This window comes from Gorillibacterium sp. sgz306347, assembly GCF_059735245.1.
The window spans coordinates 31543-56187 of sequence record NZ_JCAPET010000006.1 but is presented as its reverse complement, the minus strand read 5'-3'; the positions used below and the strand labels follow the sequence as shown (position 1 = coordinate 56187).

Sequence of the window (24645 nt, the reverse complement as noted above, 5' to 3'; positions counted from 1 at the left end):
AGAGCCTGATGGACAAACGGTTAAATCTGCTTGTTTTTAGCGGCGAATATGACAAAGCCATGGCCGCGCTTATTCTGGCCAATGCAGCCCGGGACATCGAAGTGGACGTGACTATGTTTTTTGCCTTTTGGGGGCTGTTTCTGGTCCGGGACCCGGAGAAATGGACGGACGAAGACAAAAGCTTTTACGAGAAAATGCTCGGACGCACCACGCCCAAAGGACCCGACCAGCTGCCTCTTTCCCGGATGAACTATGCGGGCCTCGGCAAAAAAATGCTCTTGGAAATGATGGACGACGACGATGCCCCGCCGTTATCCGCTTTCTTGAAGGGGGCACGCAAGAAAAACATCAAGTTCTACGCTTGCCGGCTGTCGGTGGAAATCATGGGCTTTCAGGAACAGGAGTTCATTCCCGAACTCGAAATTGTCGACGCTCAGACCTATCTGCGGGATGCGCTGGAGGCGGATATGCAGCTGTTCATTTGACGCGGGCGGTTGGTTATACGCGCATAAAGCAAGCCGATCCCAGGCGGACATCCGCCTGAGACCGGCTTTTTGGCATGCTTGCGCTTACAGCTGGTTGTCCCCCGTGCTCTGAAACACCTCAATGCTTTCTCCGCTCGGGCCGTTAAAGAAAGCGATGCGGATCGGTGTCGGCGGTTCCCCCGGAATAACGGCGTCCTTCGGTTCCGTGGTGATTTCCGCTCCCGCGCTGCGGACACGCTCGACAATGCCGTCCACGTCGTCCGTCCGCAGCGCGATGTGGAAGAAGGCGCCCGCCGCTTGCTTGCCTTCCGGTCCGCCTGCGAACACCTCCAGGTAATTGCCGTCGCCGGTGTCCAGGAGCGCGCCGCGGCCGTCTCCTTCGCCCCAGGTCAATCTCGGTACAAAGCCCAGCAGCCCGGTGTAAAAGGCCAGTGTGTCGTCAAAATTTCCAACCTTGATCGCCACGTGGTGAAACCCGCCGCCGCCGCTGATCTTTTGGTTTGTGCCTGCCATAACCGCATTCCTCCCGCATAATCGTGGTTTGTCCGCTTTATTTTATCGTGGCGGAGTGCGGTTTTCAAACGGACCGGGCGCGCCCATATTGCATACATTGGGATGAAATGGGCGAGAGGGGGGCACTCCGTGAGCGGATGGATAGCGGAGGAACAAGCAGGCTGGGCGGAGGAAAAGCAGGAGAGCGGCTTGGCGTCTTTGCGGCAGGGCGTCATCGGAGCGGGCCGTCTGTTTCGCTCCCCGTACGGCTGGAAAAGTATTTTATATGCGGACTGGGCCGCAAGCGGAAGGCTCTACGGTCCCATCGAAGAGCTTCTTCTCCGCTGCATCGGCCCATACACAGCCAATACTCATTCGGAAGCGACGGTAACGGGAGCGGCCGTAACGGATGTTTACCGGGAGGTGAAAGAGGTCATCAAACAGCATGTGAACGCCGGCCCGGATGATATTCTCCTGTTTTGCGGAAACGGGATGACCGCTGCCGTGAACAAGCTGCAGCGGCTGATGGGGCTGCGGCTGCCTTCCGGATGGAAGCCGTCCGGGTCCTTGCCGGAGGAGGACCGGCCGATTGTTTTCCTGACCCATATGGAGCATCATTCCAACCAGCTCTCCTGGCAGGAAACGATCAGCGATGTCTGTATCCTGCCGCCGGATGAGCAGGGCCGGGTGCAACCGGAAAAGCTGGAGGAGGAGCTTTGGCGCCACCGCAGCCGCAAGGTGAAAATCGGCGCGTTTACGGCCTGCTCCAACGTGACGGGGGTCATGCCGCCGCTTGCCGAACTGGCAAAGCTTATGCACCGCCATGGCGGGCTGGCCTTTGCCGATTGGACGGCATCCGCGCCGTACACCACGCTTGATATGCATCCCGCCGACGAAGAGGAGCGGCTTGACGCCGTATATTTTTCTCCGCATAAATTTCTCGGCGGCCCCGGGTCAAGCGGGGTGCTGGTATTTGACGGGCGGCTTGCCGCAGGCAGCGCGCCGGATGCGCCTGGCGGAGGCACCGTGTTATGGACGGACCGGTGGGGAGGCTGCACCTACGTCAAAGAGCTGGAGGAACGCGAGGACGGAGGCACGCCCGGATTTCTTCAAGCCGCCAAAGCGGCGTACGCCGTCAAGCTGAAGGAACGGATGGGGGAAGCCGCCATAGCGGCCCGGGAACAGACGCTGACCCGGCTGCTGCTGGAGGGGCTCCGGCCCATTCCGGGGGTCCATGTTTTGGACGGCGGGCTGCGGGATCGGCTGCCGATTGTCAGCTTTTTTAGCGAAACCGTTCATTTCCCGTTATTTGTGCGGTTATTGAACGACCGGTTCGGCATTCAATCGCGCGGAGGCTGTTCCTGCGCAGGTACATACGGGCATTTCCTGTTCGGCCTGGACAAAAAAACGTCCGACCGGATCCGGGAACGGGTGGAAAGCGGACGTCTCTCCGAGAAGCCGGGCTGGGTGCGCCTGTCCCTGCATCCGATTATGACGGACGGCGAGGTGGCGCGAATCGTCCACGCGGTTCGCGAGGTGGCGCTGCGCGGCCCGCTTTGGGCTGCCGATTACCGGTACGACGAGCGGAGGAACGATTACCGTCATCATTCGGCGCAAAGCTCGGGCTGCGGAGGAAAGTGGTTCGGCCTTTTGGACGATTTCAAATAAAAAAACGGCGGAAAACCGCCGTTTTTTTATTTTTTCTACATTTTTCTAGTTATCTATCGGCAAAACATATGCTAGAATGATAGGCGGTCGGACCACCTATCTTGGCCGAAGCCCTTGACCAGGGCGTGGGGAAACCATTATTGGGGTGAAACCGGATCATTCCGGTCGGGAGGACTCCTCTTTCCGAACCCGTCAGCTAACCTCGCAGGCCGCCTAAGGAGAGTGTCTTCATGAAACGCACCATGTTTAAAAACGGTTGGTTCAAAGCGGTTTTGGCCGGCTCCCTGCTTGCCGCACCTCTGCTTGGAACCGGAACCGCGGATGCCGCCTCTTACACCGTTCAGCAGAACGATACCCTTTGGAAAATCTCGGTTAAGAACAACGTGACGCTGCAAGCTTTAATCAAAGCGAACCCTAGCCTCACGAATCCGAACCTGATTTGGCAGGGGATGAAAATCCAGCTTCCCGCCAAAACGGTAGCTGCACCGGCGAAAAAGCCTGCCGCTCCGGCAGCGACGGCGCCGAAAACACCGGCAGCTTCAACTCCGGCGGCCAGTGTATCCGAATATGCCGAGCAGGTATTTAACATCGTAAACAAAGAGCGCGCCGCAGCCGGCCTGAAGCCGCTGGTTCTGGACAAGGCGCTGTCGAATATGGCGCTGGACAAAGCAAAAGATATGTATGCCAACAACTACTTTGATCATACGTCCCCGACTTACGGGTCTCCGTTTGATATGATGAACCGTTACAGCATTTCGTATTCCTATGCCGGCGAAAACATCGCCAAAGGCCAACGGACGCCGCAAGAGGTTATGACGGCCTGGATGAACAGCGCCGGCCACAAAAAGAACATTTTGAGCGCCAACTATACCAAAATCGGCGTTGCCTACTACAACGGCGTTTGGGTGCAAGAATTTACGGGCTGACGCGCTTCGTTCCGGCCCGAACTTAATGAACGGATGAAGACCTCATCCACGACGGTTATTCTCTTTTGGACATTCCGGCGCGGTTTGACTCAAAATTCGTCCTGCAATTGTTTTCCAGGCTGAGAAAACGGCGGCTGAGAAGATCGAGCCGACGCATAACCGGAGACGGACGACGCTAATAGGTGCAATACGATCCTTATTTCCAGTGACTTTTGGTTCTATTGCGAAATAGTATCCTCTACGCACTTATTTCCCGTGAAAGAAGCGATATTCGGAGTAAACGGAAGAAATAGTTGCTTCCAGGCATCTATTCGAGTGAATTATAGCGATTACAATAAAATTAGTTGCTTTTTTGCATCTCCTTAACGGCCCTGCGATCGGAAGGCCTCCGGATGCGGGCATTCGGCTGCAACGCCCTTTGGCCGAGACGTCAAAGGTCTTGTCTGCGGTACTGGAAGCTTTTTAACGAAGAACATATACAAAGTAAAAAAAACGCCAGAACCGCGTATGCGGCCTGGCGTTTTTTGCTGTTCCCTGTAAACGTGGGGCTAACACGTTACAAAAGCAGTCCGCCGCTGTACGTAAGCTCGTACACTTTCCGTGTCCCCGCATAGATGGTTTCCTGTCCGAAAAAACGTTCCCAGGAACCCGACGGTTCATTCCGGTACAGATACCCGCCTGATTCAAAAGTGTCCGGTCCCCGGTACAGATGCCGGGTATCCGCTTTCCGGAGGGCCTGACGCAGGAACGCATAGACCGCTTTAACGGCTTCCGATTCCTGGACCTCCTCCGCCACGCCGCCGGCATAAACCATCGACCAGACCGGCCGTTCTTCGAACAAAACCGTTTCCTGTCCGGCGAAGAAGACTATGCCAAAGTAGATGTCCCGGTACAAAAACACACCGTCGCGGAACTCCAGCTGCCTGGATTCCGGCACCAGCGGCGTCACGCTGGCTTCGTCGCCTTGTGCCGCATAGGTATTCCGTTTCGCTTCCGCCAAAAAGGCACGAACCGCATTAAGATCCATTGTCATAAGGGATACTCTCTCCTTAAGCAAACATACGTTCCGTTCGATTCTAGCACTTTGTCGGAAGAAAGCACAGACCTATTTTAAAGGGCGGCAAGCCTTCGACGATTTGAGCACACGCCCGGCGAATGGTATACTCTGCTTGAATCCATCATTGCACATCGGAGGTTTTCAAATGAACGAACAGCTTACGCCGGACAACGGCACTCAATATGAAAAAGCGACCTTTGCAGGCGGCTGCTTCTGGTGTATGGTCAGCCCCTTCGAGGAGCAGCCGGGCATTGTTTCGGTCGTTTCCGGCTATACCGGCGGCCGCACGGAAAATCCGACCTACAAGGAAGTATGCTCCGGTACGACGGGGCATACGGAAGCGGTTCAAATTACGTTCGATCCGGCTGTGTTTCCTTATGACAAGCTGGTGGAAGTGTTCTGGCAACAGATCGACCCGACCGATCTGGACGGGCAATTCTGCGACCGGGGGGATTCGTACCGGACCGCCATCTTTTATCACAGCGAGGAACAGCGCAAAATTGCGGAGGAATCCAAACGCCGCCTGAACGAGAGCAACCGCTTCGACCAGGAGGTTGTGACGCCGATTGTGCCGGCGGCGACTTTTTATCCGGCGGAGGAGTATCACCAGGACTTCCACAAGAAAAACCCGGCCCACTACAAGCAGTACCGCAAAGGCTCAGGGCGGGACAAGTTCTTGGAGGAACACTGGAGCTTCGAAAAGAACCCGGAGGAGCTAAAAGCGCGCCTCACGCCGCTCCAATACGAAGTCACGCAAAACAATGCGACGGAGCCGGCGTTCCACAATGAATTCCATGATTTCCATGGGGAAGGCATCTACGTGGATATCGTATCGGGGGAGCCGCTCTTCAGCTCGACGGACAAATACGATTCCGGCTGCGGCTGGCCCAGCTTCACCAAGCCGATCCAAAAGGCGAGCGTAAAGGAGAAGGGCGATTACAGCCATTTCATGGTCCGTACGGAGGTTCGCAGCACGAAAGCCGATTCTCACCTCGGCCATGTGTTTGACGACGGGCCGCGGGACAAAGGCGGGCTTCGCTACTGCATCAATTCGGCGGCGCTCCGCTTCATTCCGAAAGAAAAGCTGGAAGAGGAAGGCTACGGGGAATACCGTTCGTTATTCGAATAAACAGGGAAAGATAAGGCTTTTGATTGGCAAGCCCGCACGCCGAGCTTCGGCGGATTGCGGGCATTTCCTTATGAGAGGACATGAAGCGATATTATTTCCTGCTCTGGTTGAATAAGTTTCCGGCTTTTTCGAGCAAAAGATTTTTTGTTTGACAAAAAGAAGAAGCTTCTCCATAATACTTTTCATACTAAAATCATCGGATTTATCCGACAAGGGGGAGCAGGGATGGGAAAGTCCGTTGCTACAAGAAAAAGGTTGGTTTGGATCAGCGCAATGGCCGTGTTCCTGACGGCGTTTTTGGCCGCATGCTCGGGAGCCGGAAATGAAGCCGGAACCGCCAAGAGCCCGCAGGCAACCGCGAATTCGGACACAAATCAGAGTGCGGTGCCGGAAAAGCCGGCAACCGGAGGCACATTTGTTTACGGACGGCCCGCTTCCGTCACCTCATTAGATTTACATAACCAGATTACGGCCAATAATGCCTTTGCCATCGACAAGGTATTCGAACCGATTGTGGCGTTCGACAGCAAGGGCGAAATTGTCGACTGGCTGGCGGACTCGCACAGCATCAGTGAAGATGGATTGACCTACACGTTTGTGCTCCGCGACGGCTTGAAGTTTTCCAACGGAACGGATGTCACCGCGGAGGACGCCGTTTTCTCGCTGAAGCGCCATCTGGAGGTCGGGGGGCCGCTGGCCATTGCAGCCAAGGTCAAGGAGGTCAAGGCACAGGACGCCAAAACGCTCGTCATTACGCTGGAAGAGCCTTACACGCCGTTTATTGCCGAGCTGTCCAACTTCTCCAACGGCATCCTTCCGAATAACTTCGGCGGCGCAACCGAAGAGGAATTCTTTAAAAATCCGGTTGGCACCGGGCCTTTTACCGTGGAAAGCTGGGACCCGGCAGGCGATTTGACCTTCGCCAAAAATCCGCATTACTGGCAGGAAGGGAAGCCTTATCTCGACAAGCTGGTCTACAAGCTGATTCAGGACGACAGCCAGGCCATTAATCAGCTCAAGGCCGGAGAAGTGGACGGGGTTGAATCCCTGGCACTGCAAAACGCCAACGAAATCAAGCAGGGCCCCGACACCACCGTGGCGACGAACGGCAGCTGGGTAACCGAGCAGCTGTTCTTCAATACGCTGGATAAGCATTTTTCCGATGTTCATGTGCGCCGCGCGTTGGCGCTGGCGATTGACCGCGAAGGCTTGACCAAGGCCCTTACCTTCGGCTACGCGCAGACCGCAAACTCCCTGCTGCCGACCGCAATTCCCTATCATTCCAACGACACGGTCAAACCGCTGAACTTTGATCTCGGCGCGGCCAAAGCGGAGCTGGCGAAATCCGCCTTTCCGAACGGCTTTTCGACCAAGCTGCTGATCGCTTCGGGGAACAGCACGAGGGCCCAGGAAGCGCAAATTATTCAAGCGGCAGGCAAAGAGCTCGGGATCAACATTGAAATCGAATCGATCGAGCTGGCCGCCTTCCGGGAACGCTTTTTCGCCTACGATTACTCGGCGATGCTGAACAGCGGGCAAGCAGACGCTCCCGAAGCGAACTCGATCATCGCTTTCCAAACCGACCCGGACGGCTTCAGCAAATCCTATTGGACGCATTACACCAACGAGGAAGTGACAAAGCTTCTGCGCGAAGGCCAAAAAACGCCGGATGGCGAGGCGCGCGGGGCCATTTACGCGAAGCTGCTGCAAACCCTTGCCGACGAAGTGCCGTATGTTCCGCTTTATTACCCGGAAATTCTGAAAGGCGTTCGTGCCAACGTCGACGGACTTACGGTATTGCCGAACGGCAGCATCCGGTTTGAAGACGTTCAGAAGAAATGATAAAGCCCAGGCCAAGGTTGAAAAGAGAGAGGGGCGGGACATCCGCATTGGCATGGATGGCTCCCGCTCTCGGGCGGGCGGCGCTGGTGATCGTTTGCGTGATGACCGCCGTGTTTTTTATGATCCGGATCGTGCCCGGCGATCCCGCCAAAATGATTTTGGGCGAATACAGCACGCCGGAGGCCGTCGAGAAGATGCATCATACGCTCGGTCTGGACCTACCGGTCGGGGAGCAGTTTCTCCGGTTTGTTAAAACGCTTTTCACTCAAGGGGACACGGGCAATTCGATCGTATCGGGAGCTTCCGCCAGGGAGCTAATTGCGGAACGGGCGCCGGTCACCCTGCTTCTGATCGGGATGTCAAGCGTTCTGGCTGTCGCCGCCGCCATGCTGTTGGCCGGGCTTGCGGCTTCGCGCAAGGACAAGCTGGCCGATCACATCATTCGCATCATTCCCACCATCAGCCAAGGCATGCCGCTCTTCTGGATCGGCCTGCTTTTCATTCTGTTGTTTGGCGTGCGGCTTCACTGGTTTCCCGTGGGCGGCGTGGGTGAAGGCTGGACCGGCATGCTGTACAGCCTGACGCTCCCGGCGGTTGCCGTCGCTTGTTCGCAGATTCCGGCCCTGGTTCGTTCGTTAAGAGCGCAGATGCTGGAGGTGCTGGAATCCGATTTTGTCGTCACGCTGAAGGCGGCCGGTATACCGGGCCGGGTCATTATGTTCAAGCATGTGCTCCGCAACGCGGCACTTCCCGCTTTCATGCTGTTTGGCGTCAATCTGTCTTATATGGTCGGGGGCACGCTTGTCGTCGAACAGGTTTTTGGCATCAAAGGAATCGGCAGCTTGCTGTTTACATCCATCTCAAACCGGGATTTTCCGGTGATTCAGGGGATCGCGCTTTATTGCGCGGTGGCGGTCGTCCTCATCAGCCTTTTGATCGAGATCGTATCCTGGCGGCTGGACCCCAGAACGAAAGGGAAACCATGAACCAAACGGAGCTTGACTTTCAATCGCAGGGAGAAGATACGAGGACGGGCCTTGGACGCCGGATTTGGAGCACCCCGTCGTTGGCGGCGGGCGGTCTGATGTTTGCCGTGCTGATTGTCCTGGCGGTGTTCATCCCGTTCCTCAGCCCGTACTCGCCGACCGGGCAAAATCTGAGCGCGTTTCTGCAGCCCCCGTCCGCCGAGCATTGGCTGGGAACGGATCAATTGGGGCGTGATTTGTTTACGCGATTGATCTATGCCGCGCGGACCGATCTGACGATCATGGTGCTGGCCGAAATCGTCCCTTTTTGCACCGGCGTCCTGCTTGGCATGCTGGCGGGGTATTACGGCGGGTGGCTCGACAAAGTGATTTCGCTCGTTACGGATACGCTGATCGCTTTTCCTTTTTACCTGATCGTCATTATCGTGGCCTTTGCGAGCGGCGCCGGTCAACGGGGGATTTACATCACCTTCATGCTGGTGGGCTGGATTGTTTTCGCCCGCGTGACGCGGGGGCTGACCGCTTCGCTGCGCAAGCAGGAATGGGTGGCTTCGGCCCAGACGCTCGGCCTGCCGGGCATCCGGATTCTTATGCGTCATATTCTGCCGAATGTGCTGCCCCAGGCGGTGGTGGTTCTCATGACGGATATGGTCGCGCTGCTGGTGGCCATCGTGACGCTCGGCTACCTCGGCATCGGCATCGCCCCGCCGACTCCGGATTGGGGAACGATGATTTCGGACGGGCAGCCCTTTATCACGACGGCCTGGTGGCTGTCGGCCGTTCCGGGCTTTGCGGTGGTATACACGGGCATTGCGCTGTCTCTCGTGGGCGACGGACTGGCGGATTTATGGAGGAGAAAATGACGGAAGCAAATCCGATTCTGACCGTAGCATCTCTTACGCTGGAAACAAAATCAAAGAAACGACTGGTCGACGGCGTCCGTTTTTCGCTGGGTAAAGGGGAAACCCTGGGCCTTGTAGGCGAATCGGGCTCCGGCAAATCGCTGACGCTCCGTTCGATTCTCGGCCTGCTTCCCCGCGGGGTCGCGCAGACGGGCGGGACTATCGAGAGCGGGGCAAGCAGCGCGATGGTCTTTCAGGACCCGAGGGGCTCGCTGGACCCGCTCTGCCCGGTGGTGAAGCAGCTTGCCGAAGTTGTCTTCTACCGGCAAAAGGTCGGACGGAAGGCTGCCCGGACGATTGCGCTGGAGCTGCTTGAGCTGCTCGGCCTGCCGGGTTCCTTAAGGCAATCGGACCGCTATCCGGGTCAGCTGTCGGGCGGCCAATGCCAGCGGGTCGTCATCGCGATGGCCTTGGCATGCAAGCCGGGCATACTTCTCTGCGACGAGCCGACAACGGCGCTCGACGTTACCGTGCAGCGGCAAATCATCGATACGATCGGCCGGCTGCAGCGGGAGCTGGGGTTTGCCATGGTGTTTGTCACGCATAATCTGGCTCTGGCGGCCAACCTCTGCTCTTCGCTTTGCGTCATGAAGGACGGGCGGATCGTGGAGCAGGGCGAAACCCTGCGCCTTCTGCAAAATCCGCAAACTCCCTACACGCGGCTCTTGATGGATGCCGTGCTGCCTTTGCCGGAACCGGAAGGAGGCGAACCGACATGGATGCAGCCCTGAAGGTCCAGAACGTGACGGTGCGTTACGGCGGCTTTACCGCGCTGGACGACGTGACGCTTGAGCTGGAGCCGCATACCGTTCTCGGCCTGGTCGGGGAATCCGGCTCGGGCAAGTCCACCTTGGCCCGGGTAATCGCCGGGTTAATCGTTCCCGATGAAGGGCATATTGTGCTGGGAATGGAAGAGCTGAAGAAGAAGAGGACCAGGGAGCAGCGGAAGGCCGTCCAGATGATCTTTCAAAATCCGGACGCCTCGCTGAATCCGAGGCATTCCGTCCGGCGGATTCTTGCCGAAGCGTTATTGTTTCATAAAATGGCGGAACGCTCGAAGGTCGAGCAGCGATGCACCGAGCTGCTGGAGCGCGTGCACTTGCCCGGTAGCGCGCTAAACCGGTACCCGCATGAGTTCTCCGGCGGACAGCGCCAGCGCATCGCCATCGCGCGCGCTTTGAGCGTGGAGCCGCGTTTGCTGATCGCCGACGAGCCGACCAGCGCCCTCGACGTATCGGTTCAACGGAGCGTGCTTGAGCTGTTTGAAGCGCTGCGGGAAGAGCTTGCTCTGACCGTGCTGTTCATTTCACACGATCTGGGTGTTATTCACGCCGTAAGCGATTCGGTGGCGGTCATGCGGCAGGGCAAACTGGTCGAGGTCAGCGGCAAGGAGCGGTTTTTTGCCCGGCCATCGGCGGCATACAGCCGGGAGCTGCTCGCCGCCGTACCCAAGATGCCGGTGTCCGACCGCCGGGAGGAGGTTCATCATGATCGAATTTGACCGCGGTTTTGTGCCGCTTGCATCATCCGAATACGAAACGCTGATCCGTTTGTTGTCCGGTCTGCTGAAGACGGAGCATCCGCCGGTGATTATTCCGGGGGAGGCGATTCTGGGAATTGAGGCAATGGCGGCGGGCATTTCGAAGCCAGGCCGGACCTTTGTCAATGTAGTCACCGGCCCGTACGGGAGCTTGTTTGGCAGGTGGCTGGAGCGGGGCGGGGCGACGGTAGCGGAGATCCGCGTGCCTTTTGACGAAGTGGCGACAGTGGAAAGGGTAGCCGAGGCGGTGGAGCGGCATCAACCGGACGCCATCTCCTTCGTCCAGGCGGAGGTCGTCACCGGCGGCTCCAATCCGGCCAAAGAAATACTGGAGCTGGCCCGCCGGTTCAACCTGATCACCGTGATGGACTCCGTTTCGGCGGTCGGGGGAGAGGCGCTGCCGGTAGACGAGTGGGGCGTTGATTTTGCCGCCATCGGCGCCCAGAAAGCGCTCGGAGGCCCGAACGGCGTGAGCGCCGTCAGCATTTCGCCGCGCGGCTGGGCGTTCCTGGAATCGAACGAAAAGGCGCCTCGCGAGTCCATTTTATCCTTGCTGGACTTGAAGCCGTCCCCGATCGGCAGCGCATCTCCGGTGCGGGTTCCTCCCAACATTCCGGTTTTGGAGGCGAGAGCCCTTGCTGCGGCGTTGACGCGCGTGGAGGAAGAAGGGCTGGATCAAGTAATCCGGCGTCATGAGCTGGCTGCGGCTTCCGCCGTCTCCGGACTCCAGGCACTCGGGCTGACGCCTTGGCAGAAGGACCCCGCCCGTTATTCCACGCTGACAACGACGGTCCGCATCCCGCAGCAGGAGACCGACCTGCGCATCGCCCGGCCCATCGGGATCGTAGCGCCGGGAGACGGCGAATTAAACGGGCAGCTGCTGCGGATCAATCATTTTGGTGCGAACGCTTCACGAAGAAGCGTGGAGGAGGCCATTTCGACCCTCGCCCGTTTGCGGAAGCAGGACGCCGGCCGCGCTCTGGAAGCCGTCGGCTTGATATGGGAGAACCGGTATGACGCTTAACGGACCTCAGGAGCCAACAGCACTCCATGGCGTTTTCCTGGCAGGCATCGCCGGCAAGCGTTTCGATGTGGTGATTCGCGAAGGCCGCATTGCTTCCGTCAGGGAGTCGGTTCCATGCAAGAATCCGTCCGGCCAACCGGACAAAGCGTTATGGCTGACCCCCGGCGTGATCGATTTGCATACCCATCTCGCCTGGACGGATTTCGACCATGCCGACCAATTAAAACGGGACAGCCGCGAAATCGAGGCCATGCAGGCGCAGGCCTTTGGAGCCACACTGCGGACAGGCGTCACAACGGCGCGCGACGCTGGCGGGCTTCCGCCGGACACGGCGCAGCATCTTGTGCGGCATTATGGGCATCCGCTGCGAGTAGAAACGAGCAGCGAGATGCTCGGGGCCGCAGACGCGCGCGGCGTTGCCCATCTGGAGCGGAGAATGCGCGGCATCTTTGCATCGGGAGCGGGCTGGATCAAAATCATGGCGACCGGCGGCCTTGGCGCGCCCTCCGAGCGTGTGCTGGACCCCGTTTTTTCAGAGGAAGAGTTTGCATTTATCGTCCGGCACGCGCACGAGCACCGGAAAAAGGTCATGGTTCATACATGGGGCGGATTGACGGTGGACTGGTGCATCCGGGCCAAGGTGGAGTCGGTCGAGCACGGGATGTATCTGACCCGGGAACAGGCGGACGGATTGGCGGAGGCCGGTGTCGCCTTTGTGCCGACCGTCTCGATTTACCGCATTGCGGCGGACCCGAAAAGCGTCCTGGCGCTGCCGCCTGTACTAAATGAACGGGCTGCGCGCGCCGCGGAGGCGCACCCGAAGGCGATCCGTTACGCCAAAAGCGCGGGGGTTCGCATAGGCCTGGGCACGGATTACGCCACTCCGGCGCTTCACGGCCATAACCTGCAGGAGCTGGATGCGCTGGGCGATTGCGGGTTGACGCGGGCGGAAGCATGGCGGGCCGCTACGGAAACAGCCGCAGCGGTACTGGGAAGCGGGCATGAATTGGGGCGCATAGCGGAAGGCTATACAGCCGATGCGATTGTGTTCGACGCGGATCCGTATCAGGCTGCGAATGCCGACTCCCTGCGGCGAAGCATTGTTTCGGTGCTGACGGGAACGCCGGCTGGACGTTTCTAAAATAATAGTTGACTTCGTTTGCGGCGTGTGATATTCTATATCTTGTCGCTGCGAAAACGAAGGTTTTCAAAAGCGCCCGAAACGCGGTCATGGCGGAATTGGCAGACGCGCTAGATTCAGGTTCTAGTGTCAGCAATGACGTGGAGGTTCAAGTCCTCTTGACCGCACTTGCGATTTAAAGAAAAGTCCGCTGTTGCTCAGGCAACAGCGGACTTTTTTTCGCAGGCTGCCTTTACTGGCAAGTCCGTTTACAGCATCCGCTGGATTTTCCCGGCCTGGTGCCATTTCGCATAGCGGCCGCCGATGCGGGCAAAGGCTTCATGGATGATTCCCATCAAGTCGTAAGGGGAGGAATCCTGGAGCAGAAGGAAGGGAGAATCGCCTGAATTGTCGGGCTATTCCAACTTTCAGTCGCCACCTTGCCAAAGGATTGCCGGCCATGATATAGTAATCTTCGGTTGTTCGGCAGCCGGGTTAAACGGCAAGCCGGGAGCTTGCGGTCATGGCGGAATTGGCAGACGCGCTAGATTCAGGTTCTAGTGTCAGCAATGACGTGGAGGTTCAAGTCCTCTTGACCGCACCAACCTTACAAACCAACTCTTCCTTGGAAGAGTTTTTTTTGTACCCGAAACAATAAGATCCTCAAGGACCATGAAAGCAGAGGCGGCCGCTTTGGAGAAACCTTGTACTTACAAGACAGGACAAGTAACCGAAATGCTGGGGATGTCCCGTGACACGCTTCGGCATTACGAAACGATCGGGATTATCGCCCCGGAACAGAATGAATACAACCGCTACCGGGAATATGACAAATGGGACATTTATGCCCTGCTGACGACCGACTTTTACAAAAAGAGAGGGTTGTCGCTCCATGAGATCAAGCAGCTCCAGGCGGGAAGCGAAGTCGGCGGCTTGATCAGCTTATTGAAAGAAAAAGAGACCGGTCTAGAGGAACAGATTCGGCTTCAGCAGCGGATGCTGCAAAAAATCAAGGAAACGAAAACGTTTTGCTTCGAATTGGACCGGCATTTGAACCAGTATTCGTTGCGAAGCTTTCCGCTTTACGAAGTCGACGATGAGTTTTCGGACTTCGCCGCTTTCGAGGAGTATCAGGCTGTTCTTGGGAACCTAAATCTTTCCGAGGAAGATATGCTTACGAAAATGATGAGGCAGGTGACATTTGACGAAACCGGCATCCTTGATACCAAGATGTTCATGGCGAAAAAAATAGAAGCGGACCAAAAACAGCCGGACCGAAGCTACTTGGAGTATTCCACATGTATGTACACGATTGTAGAAGACGGCCGGTATCAAAATGAGAATGATCAAATCAAGGAAAATCTGTTCAAAACCTGCCTGGCCTGGGCGGAAGAACAGGGTCTGAAATTGGCGGGCACCGCATTTGCCAATACCCGCCTTATCGTCTATCACGACAACAAGGAGAGGGTATTTATCGAAATTTTTATTCCAGTCCTGTAAAACCGGTTGCGTTTTTTCCCGGTGGCGGTTGACCCGGGGGCTGCCCCATAGTTTAGATTTCTTTTTGGATGCGTCAGGCAAAAAGAAACGAGGAGGCTCCCCGATTGAATCGTCATTTGAAAACGTACATCGTGCTGACCTATGTTGTGTTTTGGTGCTTTATCCTGCTAATCGGGGCTGTGATGCTGCTCCTGAAGTCGCAAGAGACAGCCGCTGTCATGCAGATTATTGCGTCCTGGACGCCGAGTCTCGTGTTTCTTTTTTTGTATCGCAGGCTGTACCCGAATGTCCGGTTTTCTCATTACTTAAAACGCCAATTTATTGGGAAAATCTCCATATCCGCTATTGTTGGCATTGTTGCCGTTCAAGGGTTGATTTTTGCAGGGGTTATGCTTGTAACCGGGCTCACCACCGACCAGCCTGTTTTAGACTCCAAGCTGTCGCCGCCGCTATTGGTCTCCTTGTTTTTCTTTCATCTCATTCAAGGGCCGCTTGGAGAAGAGCTGGGGTGGAGAGGATACTTGTTAAATGCTTTGCAGGAGACTTATCGTCCCTTGAAAGCAACACTCGTGCTTTCCGCCGTTTGGGGCTTTTGGCATTTGCCATTATGGCTCGTTTCCGGATACTCCGGGATAGAGCTTCTTCAATACGCCGCTTCCTTTTTGATTTGTATTTTCTCTCTGTCGGTCATGATCTCCCGTTTTTATCACGCGAGCCGCAACCTGCTTGTTCCCATTTTGATGCATCAGCTTTTTAATTTCTTTCTTGACCTGTTACCCTACAATGTGTTGCATTCTATAAAATTATATGCGGTCTTCTATCTGCTCCTGGCCATTATTTTCATGCTGGTTCGTTATCCAACGTCCAAGCAGGGCGAGCGACATTGTGGAATAGACGATCCTGAATAGCTGTGCTGAACAACTTTACATAATATCTGAATAGAGGTGTAAGGGATAGATGAACATACAGGCGCTTCGTGAAGACCTTTTGCAGCCTTTTTTCGCTTACTGCAGGAAACACAGAACGGAAGTAGACGATTCATTTTTGTATGAGGAGGATTTTAGGGATTTTAAAATCGGCGAAGAAAACCCTACTTGTGTTGCCCTAAACCGGCATGGCGATATTATTGCTGCGGCTTCGCTCATGAAGAATGCTCACTATCTGCGGGGGAAAGAGGCGCGCTTCCGCATCTTTCACTCCGAGCTCGAAGATTCGGGGATTTATAAACGTCTGTTGGAGAAGTTATCGAAGCATGGAGAAGGACTAAAGCACTTTTTTATTTTCGTGCCTGTCGTTCAAAAAAACCTGATAGAAATCGTGGAAGAGCTTCATTTTAAAATCGAGCGGTATTCCTTCATTCTTGTCAGAGAAGGGGAAGCGCCCGCCCCGTACATCCTGCCCGAAGGCTACCGTCTTGTTCCATTCTCGCCGGGGGTTGACGAGCAGGTCTGGGCCGACGTGCGAAACGCCGGTTTTGCCGAATTAAAAGGCAGTCAAACGCCGATCACGGCGGAGATGGTGGCCAAGACGGCGGCGAATAATGATTCTATCGACGGGGGAATGCTGATTTTTTATCATCGGGACCGCCCCATTGGAATTGTCAGGGGTGCCGAGGATGAGTATGAAGGCGCGCCGATCCTGAATATTGGCCCATTGGCGTTGATCCCGGAGTATCAGGGAAAAGGCCTCGGAAGAATACTGCTGAGAGCGATGCTTCATTTTGCCCTCGGGAAGGGTTACGGCCGTACAATGCTTTGCGTGAACGCCGAAAATGAACGGGCCAAAGCGCTTTATCTTCAGGAAGGCTTTGTGCAAACGGAGGCCGCAGCAAATTACCGGTTTGAACTCGGCGCAGAAAATGCTTAGCTTAAACAAAACCAACTCTTCTTCGGAAGAGTTTTTTTGTGCGGAATAAAAATTTCCTTTCGCCGTCATAAGGCCACTTTCTGCATAAATCGACATATTATGAGCCGATCGAAGGAAAGTTTGTCACTTTTATGCTTAATCTTTTCAGATTCCCTTTCAACATAATAACAAAATGAGAAAAAGTATTAGCTGTTATTTACATATAAGGAAAACGGGGAAATCGGAAGGACGTGCTTTAGTGCGACGATGCATTGACAAGCTAAACATACTGGGATAAAATCTAGCACAATTCATACTTATCCGATGAGGATTATGGATAAGTGCATTTGCAATAGGCTGCATTTTTCAGGAGGAGGATGTGCGGAACTTGTTCATTCGCAGGTCGGTTTTAAATTTTGGTCAACAGGATGGAAACATTAGGAGGCAGCTATGAGAACTCAAAAAGGTAGGGTCCAAGTCCAATTCTTTCTTTTGCTCGCATTTATGGTCTTTCTGTCCGCCTGCTCGAGCAGCGGCGGCTCCGCAACGAATCAGCCTTCGGGCAGTCCCGAACAATCCTCGGCCGCAAGCGCGGCTCCCTCGTCCGGCTCGTCCGACTCCGAAGCTCTCGCTTGGCCGGAGAAGAACATTGAACTGATCGTACCGTTCAACGCGGGCGGTGTCTCCGATATACTGGCGCGGGCCTTTGCCGAAGCCGCGACCGGTATCATCGACAAGCCGGTGACGATCAAAAACGTCGGCGGCGGTTCGGGAACGGTCGGCAACTATGAGCTGGTCAAAGCAAAACCCGACGGCTATACGTGGCTGTGGGCATCAACCGGCCACATCTCCTCATCCCTGCACATTACCCCGGCTCAATATAAGCGGGAAGATTTCACGATTGTCAACAAAGTCGGAGACATGGTCGTTACCGTTGTCGTTCCGAAGGATTCCCCGTTCCAAACCTTGACGGACCTGGTTGATTACGCGAAAGAGAACCCCGGAAAACTGACGGTCGGAAACCCCGGCGAAGGCACGGTTGTCGCGATGCTGGCCAACATGCTTGAAGTACAGGAAAGCATTGAGCTTCAGCATGTACCGTTCCAGGGCAGCGGCACGCTTCTGCCGGCGGTACTCGGCGGACACGTTCAGGTCGGGTTCATGAACGTCCCGGAAGTGCAGGGACAAATCGACGCGGGCGAGCTTCGCGCCCTGGCCGTCCTCAGCGAGAACCGCGTTGACAAGCTGCCTGACGTTCCGACGGCGGCGGAGCAGGGCATCGAAGGCTTGTCGGGCGGAGCAGGGCACTTCATCATCATTCCGAACAACGTTCCGGAAGAGGTTGTTCAACGGATCGACGAACTGACCCAGGAAGTGTATTCGTCCGACAAGTTCAAGGAGCTGATGGACCAGGCGGGTTATCAGCTGGGCTACAAAAACAGCGCGGACGCGCTTAAAGAAGTTGACGAATGGTATGAAGTGACCGGCGAAATCTACAAAAAGCTTGGATTGGTTAAGTGATGAACACCATCGTTTTCCGAGCGCGGATCACCACCGCGCTCCTCTTTATGACCGTTGGAATCATAACGCTGTCGCAGTCATCCCGATTGCCGTTCGGATCGCTGCGAAGCATCGGGCCCGGATTTTTCCCCGTCGTTTTCGGCATTCTGCTGACTGGCTTGAGCCTGATCATGCTGGCGGGACTTTTGCTTGCACGAAAGCAGATCAAGGAACCGGCGGGAGAGGAAGAGCAGGAGCCTACCAAGCTTCTGGGGGCGCTGGCCTTCGCCGGCCTGTTCCTTCTCTTTTTGGCGGTTGCCCATTGGGTTGGCTTTCTGGCCGGGATTCTGGTCATTACGGGAGCCGCCGCCTATTTGCTGGGCTTGAAGGGCTGGCGCCTTGCTTTGCTGACCGCAGCGGTAACGGCCGCCGTCTGGCTTATTTTCGATTACTGGTTGGGTATCGCGTTACCGCCCGGCATCTGGCTGGACAACTAACGGGTGATGTTGGGAGGAGCTTCAAATGACTGGAATGGAAGATATTCTCGCGGGCGTCGCGTCCGCTTTTTCGTTAACCAACTTGTTTGTCTGCTTGATCGGGGTTGCGTTAGGCACGCTGGTCGGGGTGCTGCCCGGACTCGGTCCGGTCGGAGCGATTTCCCTGCTTTTGCCGCTTACCTTTTCCATGGAGCCGACGGCGGCGTTAATTCTTGTGGCGGGCATTTACTTTGGCGGGATGTACGGAGGCTCGACCACGTCCATTCTCGTTAATGTTCCGGGGGAGGCGGCGTCGGTCGTCACTACGCTGGATGGCTATCAGATGACAAAAAAAGGCCGGGCGGGGGCCGCACTGGCCATCTCCGCCATCGGCTCGTTTGTCGCCGGTACAATCGGTATGGTGCTGCTGTCGCTTTTGGCGCCGCCGATCGCGCAGATGGCCCTGAAGTTCGGGCCCCCCGAATACTTTGCGATCGTTCTCGTAGGCCTGCTGGTGCTGTCGCGGCTGACGGACACTTCTCTGGTGAGAAGCTACATGCTGATTGCGCTCGGCGTCGTGCTTTCCCTGATCGGGATCGACCAGATGAGCGGCTCGCTCCGGCTCGTTTTCGGCTCCCCTTACCTCATTGACGGACTTGATTTTGTTCCGATCATCATGGGCTTGTACGGCATGTCCGAGGTGCTCGGCTCGATGGAGCAGGCCTATGTCAAGCCGGCCAAAGCCGATTTGTCCCTGCGGAAGCTGCTGCCCAGCAAAACGGAAATGCGGCGCAGCGCCGGGCCGATAGTGCGCGGCGGGCTGCTCGGGTTTCTGATGGGACTCCTGCCGGGGCCATCCAGCATCCTGAGCACATACGCTTCCTACGGTTTGGAAAAAAAGCTGTCCAAGCATCCGGAGGAGTTTGGCAAAGGAGCGATCGAAGGGGTGGCGGGACCGGAATCGGCCAACAACGGGGCCAGCACAGGCGCCCTGGTGCCGCTTTTGTCGCTTGGCGTTCCCTTTTCTCCGCTTCCGGCGATCCTTTTGAGCGCGTTTATGATTCAAGGGATTACGCCGGGGCCGCTGATGATGAAGGATCATTCCACGCTGTTCTGGGCGCTCATCGCCAGCATGTACATCGGCAATGTGATGCTCCTTGTCCTGAATCTGCCGCTGGTCGGCGTGTTTGCGAAAGTCGCCCACTTGTCGCCTCGGGTGCTGATGCCGATCGTCATGATTTTCTGCATCATCGGCGCTTATTCCGTCCGAAGCAGCATGTTTGACGTCATCGTGCTGATGATCTTCGCCGTTGTCGGTTATTTGCTGCGGAAAGCCAAAATGGAGCCTTCTCCGCTCGTGCTCGGGGTGCTGCTCGGGCCGACGCTGGAAAACTCCTTCGCCCAGTCCGCCTTGATCTTCCAAGGGGACATCTTGAAATTGTTCACCCGTCCGATCTCCGGGACGCTGCTGGTCGTCGGGCTTCTCGTGACCCTCTGGCCGTTGCTGCGCCGTGCGTTCTGGGCGGTCCGGCCGTCACAGCCAAAAGCTTGACCTTGCGGAAAAGGAGGAAGCTTCGATGGAAATCGTAACGGAACGTTATGATGTCGTGATTATCGGAAGCGGCGGCGCGGGCTTGCGCGCCGCCTTGTCCGCAGCCGAGCAAGGGGCGCGTCCCGTCGTGCTGACCAAAGGGGAGCCGCAGCGGTCGGGCGGGACGCTGTCGGCGCACTATTCCTTTTGCGCGGTTTTGCCAACCGCAAAACCCGGCGACAGCGCCGAGCAGTTCGCAGCCGACATTATCCGCTCCGGGGAAGGGATATCGGACGCCCGGCTGGTCGATGCGCTGGCCCGGCAATCGGGAGAAGCGGTTGCTTTCGCACAGCGGCTCGGGGTGGTTTTTGATCCCGAGGAGCCGGGCGGCAGCGTGCCGCATTTGGGATGGCTGGCCGGCCACGCATATGCCCGGGCGGTCCATGTCGGCAACGCCGTCGGCCGCGAAATGGTGCGGGCGCTGCTCAAGGCCGTCAAGCGGGCGGGGATTCCCGTCCATTCGTTTACGCACGCGACGGATTTGGCCGTCAAGGACGGCGTGCTCCGGGGCGTCGCAGCTTACCACTCGCCGAGCGGAGAATTCCGGCTGTATGAAGCGCCGGCGGCGATCGTTGCAACCGGCGGCGGAAGCCAGGTGTACGAGCTGAACACCAATCCGTATGAAGCGACAGGCGACGGGTACGGGCTGGCGCTGCGCGCGGGCATCGAACTGCTGGATATGGAATTTGTCCAGCATTACCCGACCGTCCTCGTCTCCCCGCGCGGAGCCAGAGGGCTGATGTTCAATTCCGGCATCCTGATTCCGAAAGGAGCCCGTCTGCTGAACCGGCACGGGGAAGATTTTTGGGACCGGCACGGCGCGGGACCGCTGAAGGAGGCCACCCGCGATGTCATGTCCCGGGTCATGTCCCGGGAGATTGCCGACGGAAACGGGACCGCGGCCGGCGGCTTGTACATAAGCACCAAAGGCATGGACCCCGGCGAGTTTCCGCAGCTTCAGCAGCGGCTGCTGGAGGATCTTGGGGTAGAGGGCAATGCCTCCGGGCTGGAGGTTGCGCCCGGCGCGCATTATTTTATGGGCGGCCTCCGCATCGAGCCGGACGCGTCGACGGATTTGCCCGGCGTGTTTGCCGCCGGCGAATGCGCGGGCGGCATACATGGCGCCAACCGGCTGGCCGGAAACGCCTTGTCGGAAAACCAGGTGTTCGGGGCGATCGCCGGGCGGAGCGCCGCGTCGTATGCCCGCCGGAACCCATTGGCAGCGGATGCGATGGACCGGCAGCTGGGGCTCCAAACGCTGGAGCCGGTCCGGCGGCTCTTTGGCCGCTTGGCGCCAACCGGAGCGGACAAACCGCAGGCGGGCTGGCAGGAGGTGCAGGCGCTGATGCAGCGTCACGCCGGTCCGGCCCGGAGCGCCGACGGACTGAGGCAAGCCGGCGAACGGTTGAAGGAGCTGCGGAAAGAGCTGCCGGAGCGGTTTGGCCTGAGGGAAGCCGCGCTGGCCTACAACCGCGATGCGGGCAAGGCGTTGGAGCTGCGCAACCTGATCGACACCGGCTTGTCTGTGGCCGCCGCCGCTCTGGAACGGACCGAAAGCCGGGGCGCCCATGTACGGCTTGACGCGCCGGAAAGCGACGATGCCTGGACATGCAGCCTTGCCGTCCGCTTTTCGGACGGTACGCCGCATTTCCGCAAGCTGCCGCGCGGGGAAGGGGGAGAGCCATGACGGAGGAAAAGCAAATTCGCTGCCGGGTGGCGCGCAAGGCGTCGGCGGACAGCGCTCCCTTCTTCGTTGACTACCTGGTGCCGCATCGGGCGGGCATGACCGTGCTCGATGCGATGCGTTACATTGCCGACGAGCTGGACGGAAGCTTTGCATTTTACGACCATGCCTGCAAACGCGGGTTTTGCGGCAGCTGTCTGGTCAAAGTGAACGGCAAGAACAGCCTGTCCTGCCGGCAGCTTGTTCCGGACGGACCGCTTATGCTTGAACCGGCCATGAAAACAACGAAGGACTATTGGCCGGCCGACACCTAAGATCATCAATCGAAGGAGCATGCAAATGACAACCTTATCCGCCAACCTGAAAGAGCAGGCGGCATCGCTCCAAGCCAGGCTTGTCGCGATGCGGAGAGAACTGCACCAGTTTCCGGAGCTTTCGAACGAAGAGTATGAAACGACTGCCCGAATCAAGACATGGCTTGCGGAAGCCGGCGTCCGGCAGCTTGAATTGGGCCTGCCGACAGGCGTCCTTGCGGAAGTAAAAGGAGCCCTGCCGGGACCGGTGATCATGCTTCGCGCCGATATTGACGCGCTGCCTGTCAAAGAAGAGACAGGCTTGCCATTTGCTTCCTCCGTACCGGGGAAAATGCATGCGTGCGGCCATGATTTTCATACGGTGTCCATGCTTGGAGCGGCTGCCTTGCTGCAGCGGCATGCCAAGGAGCTGGCGGGCACGGTGCGAATTCTGTTTCAGCCGGCCGAGGAGCTGGCTGTCGGCGCGCGCGCCGTCATTGACGCCGGAGCCTTGGCAGGCGTTTCCGCCATTCTGGGTATGCACAACAAGCCGGAGCTGCCGGTCGGTACGGTCGGCATCCGGACCGGTCCGTTAATGGCATCCGTCGACCGGTTTGCCATCGAAGTCAAAGGCAAAGGCGGCCACGCGGGCGTTCCGGAAGCCGCCGTCGATCCGATTGTGGCGGCCAGCGCCATTGTGAACGCGCTCCAGTCGCTTGTCAGCCGAAACGCCAGTCCGCATCATTCCGCTGTGGTCAGCGTATGCAAGCTGCAGGCCGGATCAACCTGGAACGTCATCCCGGACACCGCCTATCTGGAGGGCACCGTGCGTACGTTCCAGCCCGAGGCGAGAGCCGCCATTCCGGAGCAAATGAAGCGGATCGCGGAAGGCGTTGCCGCCGGTTACGGGGCGGAGGCTGCGGTCAGCTGGACCGGCTTGCTTCCCGCCGTAACCAACGAGTCCAAGCTGGCGGAGCTTATGCGCGAGGCGAGCGCCGCCCAAGGGCTGGAAGTGACGGAAGCGGTCCCGACGATGGGCGGCGAGGATTTCGCCCTCTATCAGGAGCTGATTCCGGGCTGCTTTGTCTGGATGGGAACCGGGGGCAAGGAGCAGTGGCATCACCCGCGCTTCACGCTGAACGAGGACGCGCTTGCGCGGAGTGCGGCGTTGTTCGCCGAGGCAGCCATTCGCGCCCTGAAGGCGTTCGCATGAGCGGCGGCGGGGTGACCCGGCAGCTGGCGGAGCGGATCGCGGGAAGCCGTCCGCTTGCCTGTGGGCAAGCAGCGGAAGCCGCCCGCGCCGCGCTGCTGGATTGGCTGGCGTCGGCGCTCGCCGCGCGCAGCGACGCGGGCGCCGGCCGGATTCTGACGGCGCTTGGCTCTCGTCCGGCGGCCGGCGGCGGCCGCTCCACGATCATCGGGAAGCGCGGCCGCTACTCGGCGCTGGAAGCGGCGGCCGTCAACGGCTACCTGAGCCATGCGCTGGACTACGACGACGTGCACGCAAGCGCCCGCGGCCATACCAGCGCCGCCATCTTTCCCGCGCTCCTTGCGGAAGCGGAAGAACGCGGGGCGTCCGGCGAGGATCTGCTCGCCGCCTATGTCGTCGGCGTCGAGACGATGTGCCGCCTGGGGCTGGCGCTTGGCCCGGCCCACTACGAAGCGGGCTGGCACAGCACCGCCACGCTGGGGGCCGTGGGAGCGGCGGCAGCCTGCGCCCGCCTCGCCGGGCTGGATGCGGCCGCAACGGCGCAAGCGCTCGGGCTCGCCTGCACCCAAGCGGGCGGCCTGCGGGTGCAGTTCGGCAGCGACGTCAAGCCGCTGCACGCCGGGCTCGCCGCCCGCAGCGGCCTGCTGGCGGCGCGGCTTGCGGAAGCGGGAATGACCGGTGCCGCCGAGCCGCTGGTCGGCCCGAACGGGTTTCTTGCCGTTTTCGGAGGAGAAGGGACGCAGCCGGACAAAATTACGGCCGGCTGGGGAGAGCCTTGGCAAATTGTCGAGCCCGGCCTTTGGTTCAAGCCTTACCCGTGCTGCTCCGCCGCCTATCATGCGGCGGAAGCTGCGCTTGCGATCCGGGCTTCGGACGGGCCGCGAGCGGAGGAAATCGAGCGGGTCACCGTCACGTTTCCGCCCGGCGGAGACGCCGCGCTGGTCATTCGCGAGCCCCGGACGGGAGTTGAGGGCCGGTTCAGCGCCGAATACGCGGTGGCGGCGGCTCTGGCCGGAGCGGGCCTCGGGCTGGAGACGTTTTCCGATAAGCCCGTCTCATCGGAGTTAAAGGCGCTTGCCGCTAAAGTTCAGCGCCATTACGATGCGGGCATCGTTCCCGCCCCGAACGCGATGCCGAAGGGGCGGTTCGCCATTGTGCGCGTTAGTTACGCGGACGGCTCGGAGCGCGCGGAAAGGGTGGACTGCCCGCGCGGCGCGCCCGACCGTCCCTTATCCCCGGAAGAAAAGCTGGCCAAATTTCGCGATGCGGCGCAAGGCTTATCCGATGAGTGGATGGCTTTGCCCGTCAAAATCGAACGGCTGCAGGAGCAAGCCGATTTGTCTTTGTTTTTACCCGACTTCTAGGAGGAACTCAT

Annotated in this window: 23 protein-coding genes, 2 tRNA genes and 1 riboswitch; of the genes, 23 read left to right on the top strand and 2 right to left on the bottom strand. The window is 58.1% G+C overall.

The features are described 5' to 3' along the window. Positions 1 to 8 precede the first annotated feature (8 nt). A complete protein-coding gene (locus AC6I6H_RS05275; RefSeq protein WP_497952390.1) occupies positions 9 to 485 on the top strand; it encodes a DsrE/DsrF/DrsH-like family protein in 477 nt (158 codons plus the stop codon). An 84-nt stretch (positions 486 to 569) separates the two neighbouring features. Here the strand turns inward: AC6I6H_RS05275 and AC6I6H_RS05270 are convergent, their stop codons facing one another. Then, positions 570 to 998 carry a VOC family protein gene (locus tag AC6I6H_RS05270; protein ID WP_497952385.1) on the bottom strand — a complete coding sequence of 143 codons (429 nt, stop codon included), beginning with the start codon at positions 996 to 998 and terminating at the stop codon, positions 570 to 572. A 129-nt stretch (positions 999 to 1127) separates the two neighbouring features. Between AC6I6H_RS05270 and AC6I6H_RS05265 the strand changes: the two genes are divergently transcribed. Further along, positions 1128 to 2645 carry an aminotransferase class V-fold PLP-dependent enzyme gene (locus AC6I6H_RS05265; protein ID WP_497952381.1) on the top strand — a complete coding sequence of 506 codons (1518 nt, stop codon included), beginning with the start codon at positions 1128 to 1130 and terminating at the stop codon, positions 2643 to 2645. Positions 2646 to 2738: 93 nt separating this feature from the next. After that, a riboswitch (cyclic di-AMP (ydaO/yuaA leader) is annotated at positions 2739 to 2871 on the top strand. 4 nt (positions 2872 to 2875) lie between these two features. Beyond that, positions 2876 to 3571: a CAP domain-containing protein gene (locus AC6I6H_RS05260; protein WP_497952374.1), complete on the top strand. Its 696-nt coding sequence runs from the start codon at positions 2876 to 2878 to the stop codon at positions 3569 to 3571. A 556-nt stretch (positions 3572 to 4127) separates the two neighbouring features. Here the strand turns inward: AC6I6H_RS05260 and AC6I6H_RS05255 are convergent. Then, positions 4128 to 4604 carry a DUF5680 domain-containing protein gene (locus AC6I6H_RS05255; protein ID WP_497952370.1) on the bottom strand — a complete coding sequence of 159 codons (477 nt, stop codon included), beginning with the start codon at positions 4602 to 4604 and terminating at the stop codon, positions 4128 to 4130. Between the two features lie 169 nt (positions 4605 to 4773). Here AC6I6H_RS05255 and msrA point away from each other — a divergent pair, with 169 nt between their 5' ends. The 20 genes from msrA to AC6I6H_RS05155 all read left to right on the top strand — a co-directional run bounded on the left by msrA (position 4774) and on the right by AC6I6H_RS05155 (position 24634). After that, positions 4774 to 5757: a peptide-methionine (S)-S-oxide reductase MsrA gene (gene msrA, locus AC6I6H_RS05250; protein WP_497952368.1), complete on the top strand. Its 984-nt coding sequence runs from the start codon at positions 4774 to 4776 to the stop codon at positions 5755 to 5757. A gap of 225 nt (positions 5758 to 5982) precedes the next feature. Continuing rightward, entirely contained in the window at positions 5983 to 7599 is a 1617-nt protein-coding gene (locus tag AC6I6H_RS05245) for an ABC transporter substrate-binding protein (protein ID WP_497952363.1), read from the top strand. A gap of 56 nt (positions 7600 to 7655) precedes the next feature. After that, entirely contained in the window at positions 7656 to 8585 is a 930-nt protein-coding gene (locus tag AC6I6H_RS05240) for an ABC transporter permease (RefSeq protein ID WP_497952616.1), read from the top strand. Then, the gene (locus AC6I6H_RS05235; protein WP_497952359.1) at positions 8582 to 9448 is read left to right on the top strand and encodes an ABC transporter permease; all 867 of its coding nucleotides are present in this window, start codon (positions 8582 to 8584) and stop codon (positions 9446 to 9448) included. The genes AC6I6H_RS05240 and AC6I6H_RS05235 overlap by 4 nt, the downstream gene beginning before the upstream one ends. Next, a complete protein-coding gene (locus tag AC6I6H_RS05230; RefSeq protein WP_497952356.1) occupies positions 9445 to 10218 on the top strand; it encodes an ABC transporter ATP-binding protein in 774 nt (257 codons plus the stop codon). The genes AC6I6H_RS05235 and AC6I6H_RS05230 overlap by 4 nt, the downstream gene beginning before the upstream one ends. Next, on the top strand, positions 10203 to 10988 hold the full coding sequence (locus AC6I6H_RS05225) for an ABC transporter ATP-binding protein (RefSeq protein WP_497952354.1): 786 nt from the start codon (positions 10203 to 10205) through the stop codon (positions 10986 to 10988). The genes AC6I6H_RS05230 and AC6I6H_RS05225 overlap by 16 nt, the downstream gene beginning before the upstream one ends. Next, positions 10975 to 12051 (top strand): aminotransferase class V-fold PLP-dependent enzyme, encoded by a 1077-nt coding sequence (locus AC6I6H_RS05220; protein WP_497952350.1) that lies wholly within the window; start codon positions 10975 to 10977, stop codon positions 12049 to 12051. The genes AC6I6H_RS05225 and AC6I6H_RS05220 overlap by 14 nt, the downstream gene beginning before the upstream one ends. Next, positions 12041 to 13192 (top strand): amidohydrolase family protein, encoded by a 1152-nt coding sequence (locus tag AC6I6H_RS05215; protein WP_497952346.1) that lies wholly within the window; start codon positions 12041 to 12043, stop codon positions 13190 to 13192. Before AC6I6H_RS05220 ends, AC6I6H_RS05215 begins: the two co-directional genes overlap by 11 nt. Positions 13193 to 13275: 83 nt before the next feature. After that, positions 13276 to 13359, top strand: a tRNA-Leu gene (locus tag AC6I6H_RS05210). A 329-nt stretch (positions 13360 to 13688) separates the two neighbouring features. Then, positions 13689 to 13775 (top strand) — tRNA-Leu (locus tag AC6I6H_RS05205). Between the two features lie 89 nt (positions 13776 to 13864). After that, positions 13865 to 14671, top strand: a complete 807-nt coding sequence (locus AC6I6H_RS05200; protein ID WP_497952342.1) for a MerR family transcriptional regulator — start codon at positions 13865 to 13867, stop codon at positions 14669 to 14671. A gap of 104 nt (positions 14672 to 14775) precedes the next feature. Beyond that, on the top strand, positions 14776 to 15579 hold the full coding sequence (locus AC6I6H_RS05195; protein ID WP_497952339.1) for a CPBP family intramembrane glutamic endopeptidase: 804 nt from the start codon (positions 14776 to 14778) through the stop codon (positions 15577 to 15579). A gap of 49 nt (positions 15580 to 15628) precedes the next feature. Continuing rightward, the gene (locus AC6I6H_RS05190; RefSeq protein WP_497952337.1) at positions 15629 to 16537 is read left to right on the top strand and encodes a GNAT family N-acetyltransferase; all 909 of its coding nucleotides are present in this window, start codon (positions 15629 to 15631) and stop codon (positions 16535 to 16537) included. 429 nt (positions 16538 to 16966) lie between these two features. After that, positions 16967 to 18037, top strand: coding sequence for a tripartite tricarboxylate transporter substrate binding protein (locus AC6I6H_RS05185; protein WP_497952335.1), 1071 nt, complete (start codon positions 16967 to 16969; stop codon positions 18035 to 18037). Continuing rightward, positions 18037 to 18513, top strand: coding sequence for a tripartite tricarboxylate transporter TctB family protein (locus AC6I6H_RS05180; RefSeq protein WP_497952333.1), 477 nt, complete (start codon positions 18037 to 18039; stop codon positions 18511 to 18513). Before AC6I6H_RS05185 ends, AC6I6H_RS05180 begins: the two co-directional genes overlap by 1 nt. 25 nt (positions 18514 to 18538) lie before the next feature. Then, positions 18539 to 20044, top strand: a complete 1506-nt coding sequence (locus AC6I6H_RS05175; protein ID WP_497952331.1) for a tripartite tricarboxylate transporter permease — start codon at positions 18539 to 18541, stop codon at positions 20042 to 20044. Between the two features lie 25 nt (positions 20045 to 20069). After that, the gene (locus AC6I6H_RS05170) at positions 20070 to 21770 is read left to right on the top strand and encodes an L-aspartate oxidase (RefSeq protein WP_497952329.1); all 1701 of its coding nucleotides are present in this window, start codon (positions 20070 to 20072) and stop codon (positions 21768 to 21770) included. Continuing rightward, positions 21767 to 22081, top strand: coding sequence for a 2Fe-2S iron-sulfur cluster-binding protein (locus AC6I6H_RS05165; RefSeq protein WP_497952325.1), 315 nt, complete (start codon positions 21767 to 21769; stop codon positions 22079 to 22081). Before AC6I6H_RS05170 ends, AC6I6H_RS05165 begins: the two co-directional genes overlap by 4 nt. 25 nt (positions 22082 to 22106) lie before the next feature. Next, positions 22107 to 23273: an amidohydrolase gene (locus AC6I6H_RS05160; RefSeq protein WP_497952323.1), complete on the top strand. Its 1167-nt coding sequence runs from the start codon at positions 22107 to 22109 to the stop codon at positions 23271 to 23273. Continuing rightward, on the top strand, positions 23270 to 24634 hold the full coding sequence (locus AC6I6H_RS05155) for an MmgE/PrpD family protein (protein ID WP_497952321.1): 1365 nt from the start codon (positions 23270 to 23272) through the stop codon (positions 24632 to 24634). Before AC6I6H_RS05160 ends, AC6I6H_RS05155 begins: the two co-directional genes overlap by 4 nt. Positions 24635 to 24645 lie beyond the last annotated feature (11 nt).

Bases quoted from the DNA above. Each gene is read 5' to 3' on its own strand.
- AC6I6H_RS05275 (WP_497952390.1), top strand. From the start codon at position 9: ATGGACAAACGGTTAAATCTGCTTGTTTTTAGCGGCGAATATGACAAA.
- AC6I6H_RS05240 (WP_497952616.1), top strand. From the start codon at position 7,656: ATGGCTCCCGCTCTCGGGCGGGCGGCGCTGGTGATCGTTTGCGTGATG.
- AC6I6H_RS05255 (WP_497952370.1), bottom strand. From the start codon at position 4,604: ATGACAATGGATCTTAATGCGGTTCGTGCCTTTTTGGCGGAAGCGAAA.
- AC6I6H_RS05270 (WP_497952385.1), bottom strand. From the start codon at position 998: ATGGCAGGCACAAACCAAAAGATCAGCGGCGGCGGCGGGTTTCACCAC.
- AC6I6H_RS05230 (WP_497952356.1), top strand. From the start codon at position 9,445: ATGACGGAAGCAAATCCGATTCTGACCGTAGCATCTCTTACGCTGGAA.
- AC6I6H_RS05160 (WP_497952323.1), top strand. From the start codon at position 22,107: ATGACAACCTTATCCGCCAACCTGAAAGAGCAGGCGGCATCGCTCCAA.
- AC6I6H_RS05175 (WP_497952331.1), top strand. From the start codon at position 18,539: ATGACTGGAATGGAAGATATTCTCGCGGGCGTCGCGTCCGCTTTTTCG.
- AC6I6H_RS05190 (WP_497952337.1), top strand. From the start codon at position 15,629: ATGAACATACAGGCGCTTCGTGAAGACCTTTTGCAGCCTTTTTTCGCT.
- AC6I6H_RS05180 (WP_497952333.1), top strand. From the start codon at position 18,037: ATGAACACCATCGTTTTCCGAGCGCGGATCACCACCGCGCTCCTCTTT.
- AC6I6H_RS05260 (WP_497952374.1), top strand. From the start codon at position 2,876: ATGAAACGCACCATGTTTAAAAACGGTTGGTTCAAAGCGGTTTTGGCC.
- AC6I6H_RS05185 (WP_497952335.1), top strand. From the start codon at position 16,967: ATGAGAACTCAAAAAGGTAGGGTCCAAGTCCAATTCTTTCTTTTGCTC.
- msrA (WP_497952368.1), top strand. From the start codon at position 4,774: ATGAACGAACAGCTTACGCCGGACAACGGCACTCAATATGAAAAAGCG.
- AC6I6H_RS05215 (WP_497952346.1), top strand. From the start codon at position 12,041: ATGACGCTTAACGGACCTCAGGAGCCAACAGCACTCCATGGCGTTTTC.
- AC6I6H_RS05220 (WP_497952350.1), top strand. From the start codon at position 10,975: ATGATCGAATTTGACCGCGGTTTTGTGCCGCTTGCATCATCCGAATAC.
- AC6I6H_RS05155 (WP_497952321.1), top strand. From the start codon at position 23,270: ATGAGCGGCGGCGGGGTGACCCGGCAGCTGGCGGAGCGGATCGCGGGA.
- AC6I6H_RS05225 (WP_497952354.1), top strand. From the start codon at position 10,203: ATGGATGCAGCCCTGAAGGTCCAGAACGTGACGGTGCGTTACGGCGGC.
- AC6I6H_RS05245 (WP_497952363.1), top strand. From the start codon at position 5,983: ATGGGAAAGTCCGTTGCTACAAGAAAAAGGTTGGTTTGGATCAGCGCA.
- AC6I6H_RS05235 (WP_497952359.1), top strand. From the start codon at position 8,582: ATGAACCAAACGGAGCTTGACTTTCAATCGCAGGGAGAAGATACGAGG.
- AC6I6H_RS05165 (WP_497952325.1), top strand. From the start codon at position 21,767: ATGACGGAGGAAAAGCAAATTCGCTGCCGGGTGGCGCGCAAGGCGTCG.
- AC6I6H_RS05170 (WP_497952329.1), top strand. From the start codon at position 20,070: ATGGAAATCGTAACGGAACGTTATGATGTCGTGATTATCGGAAGCGGC.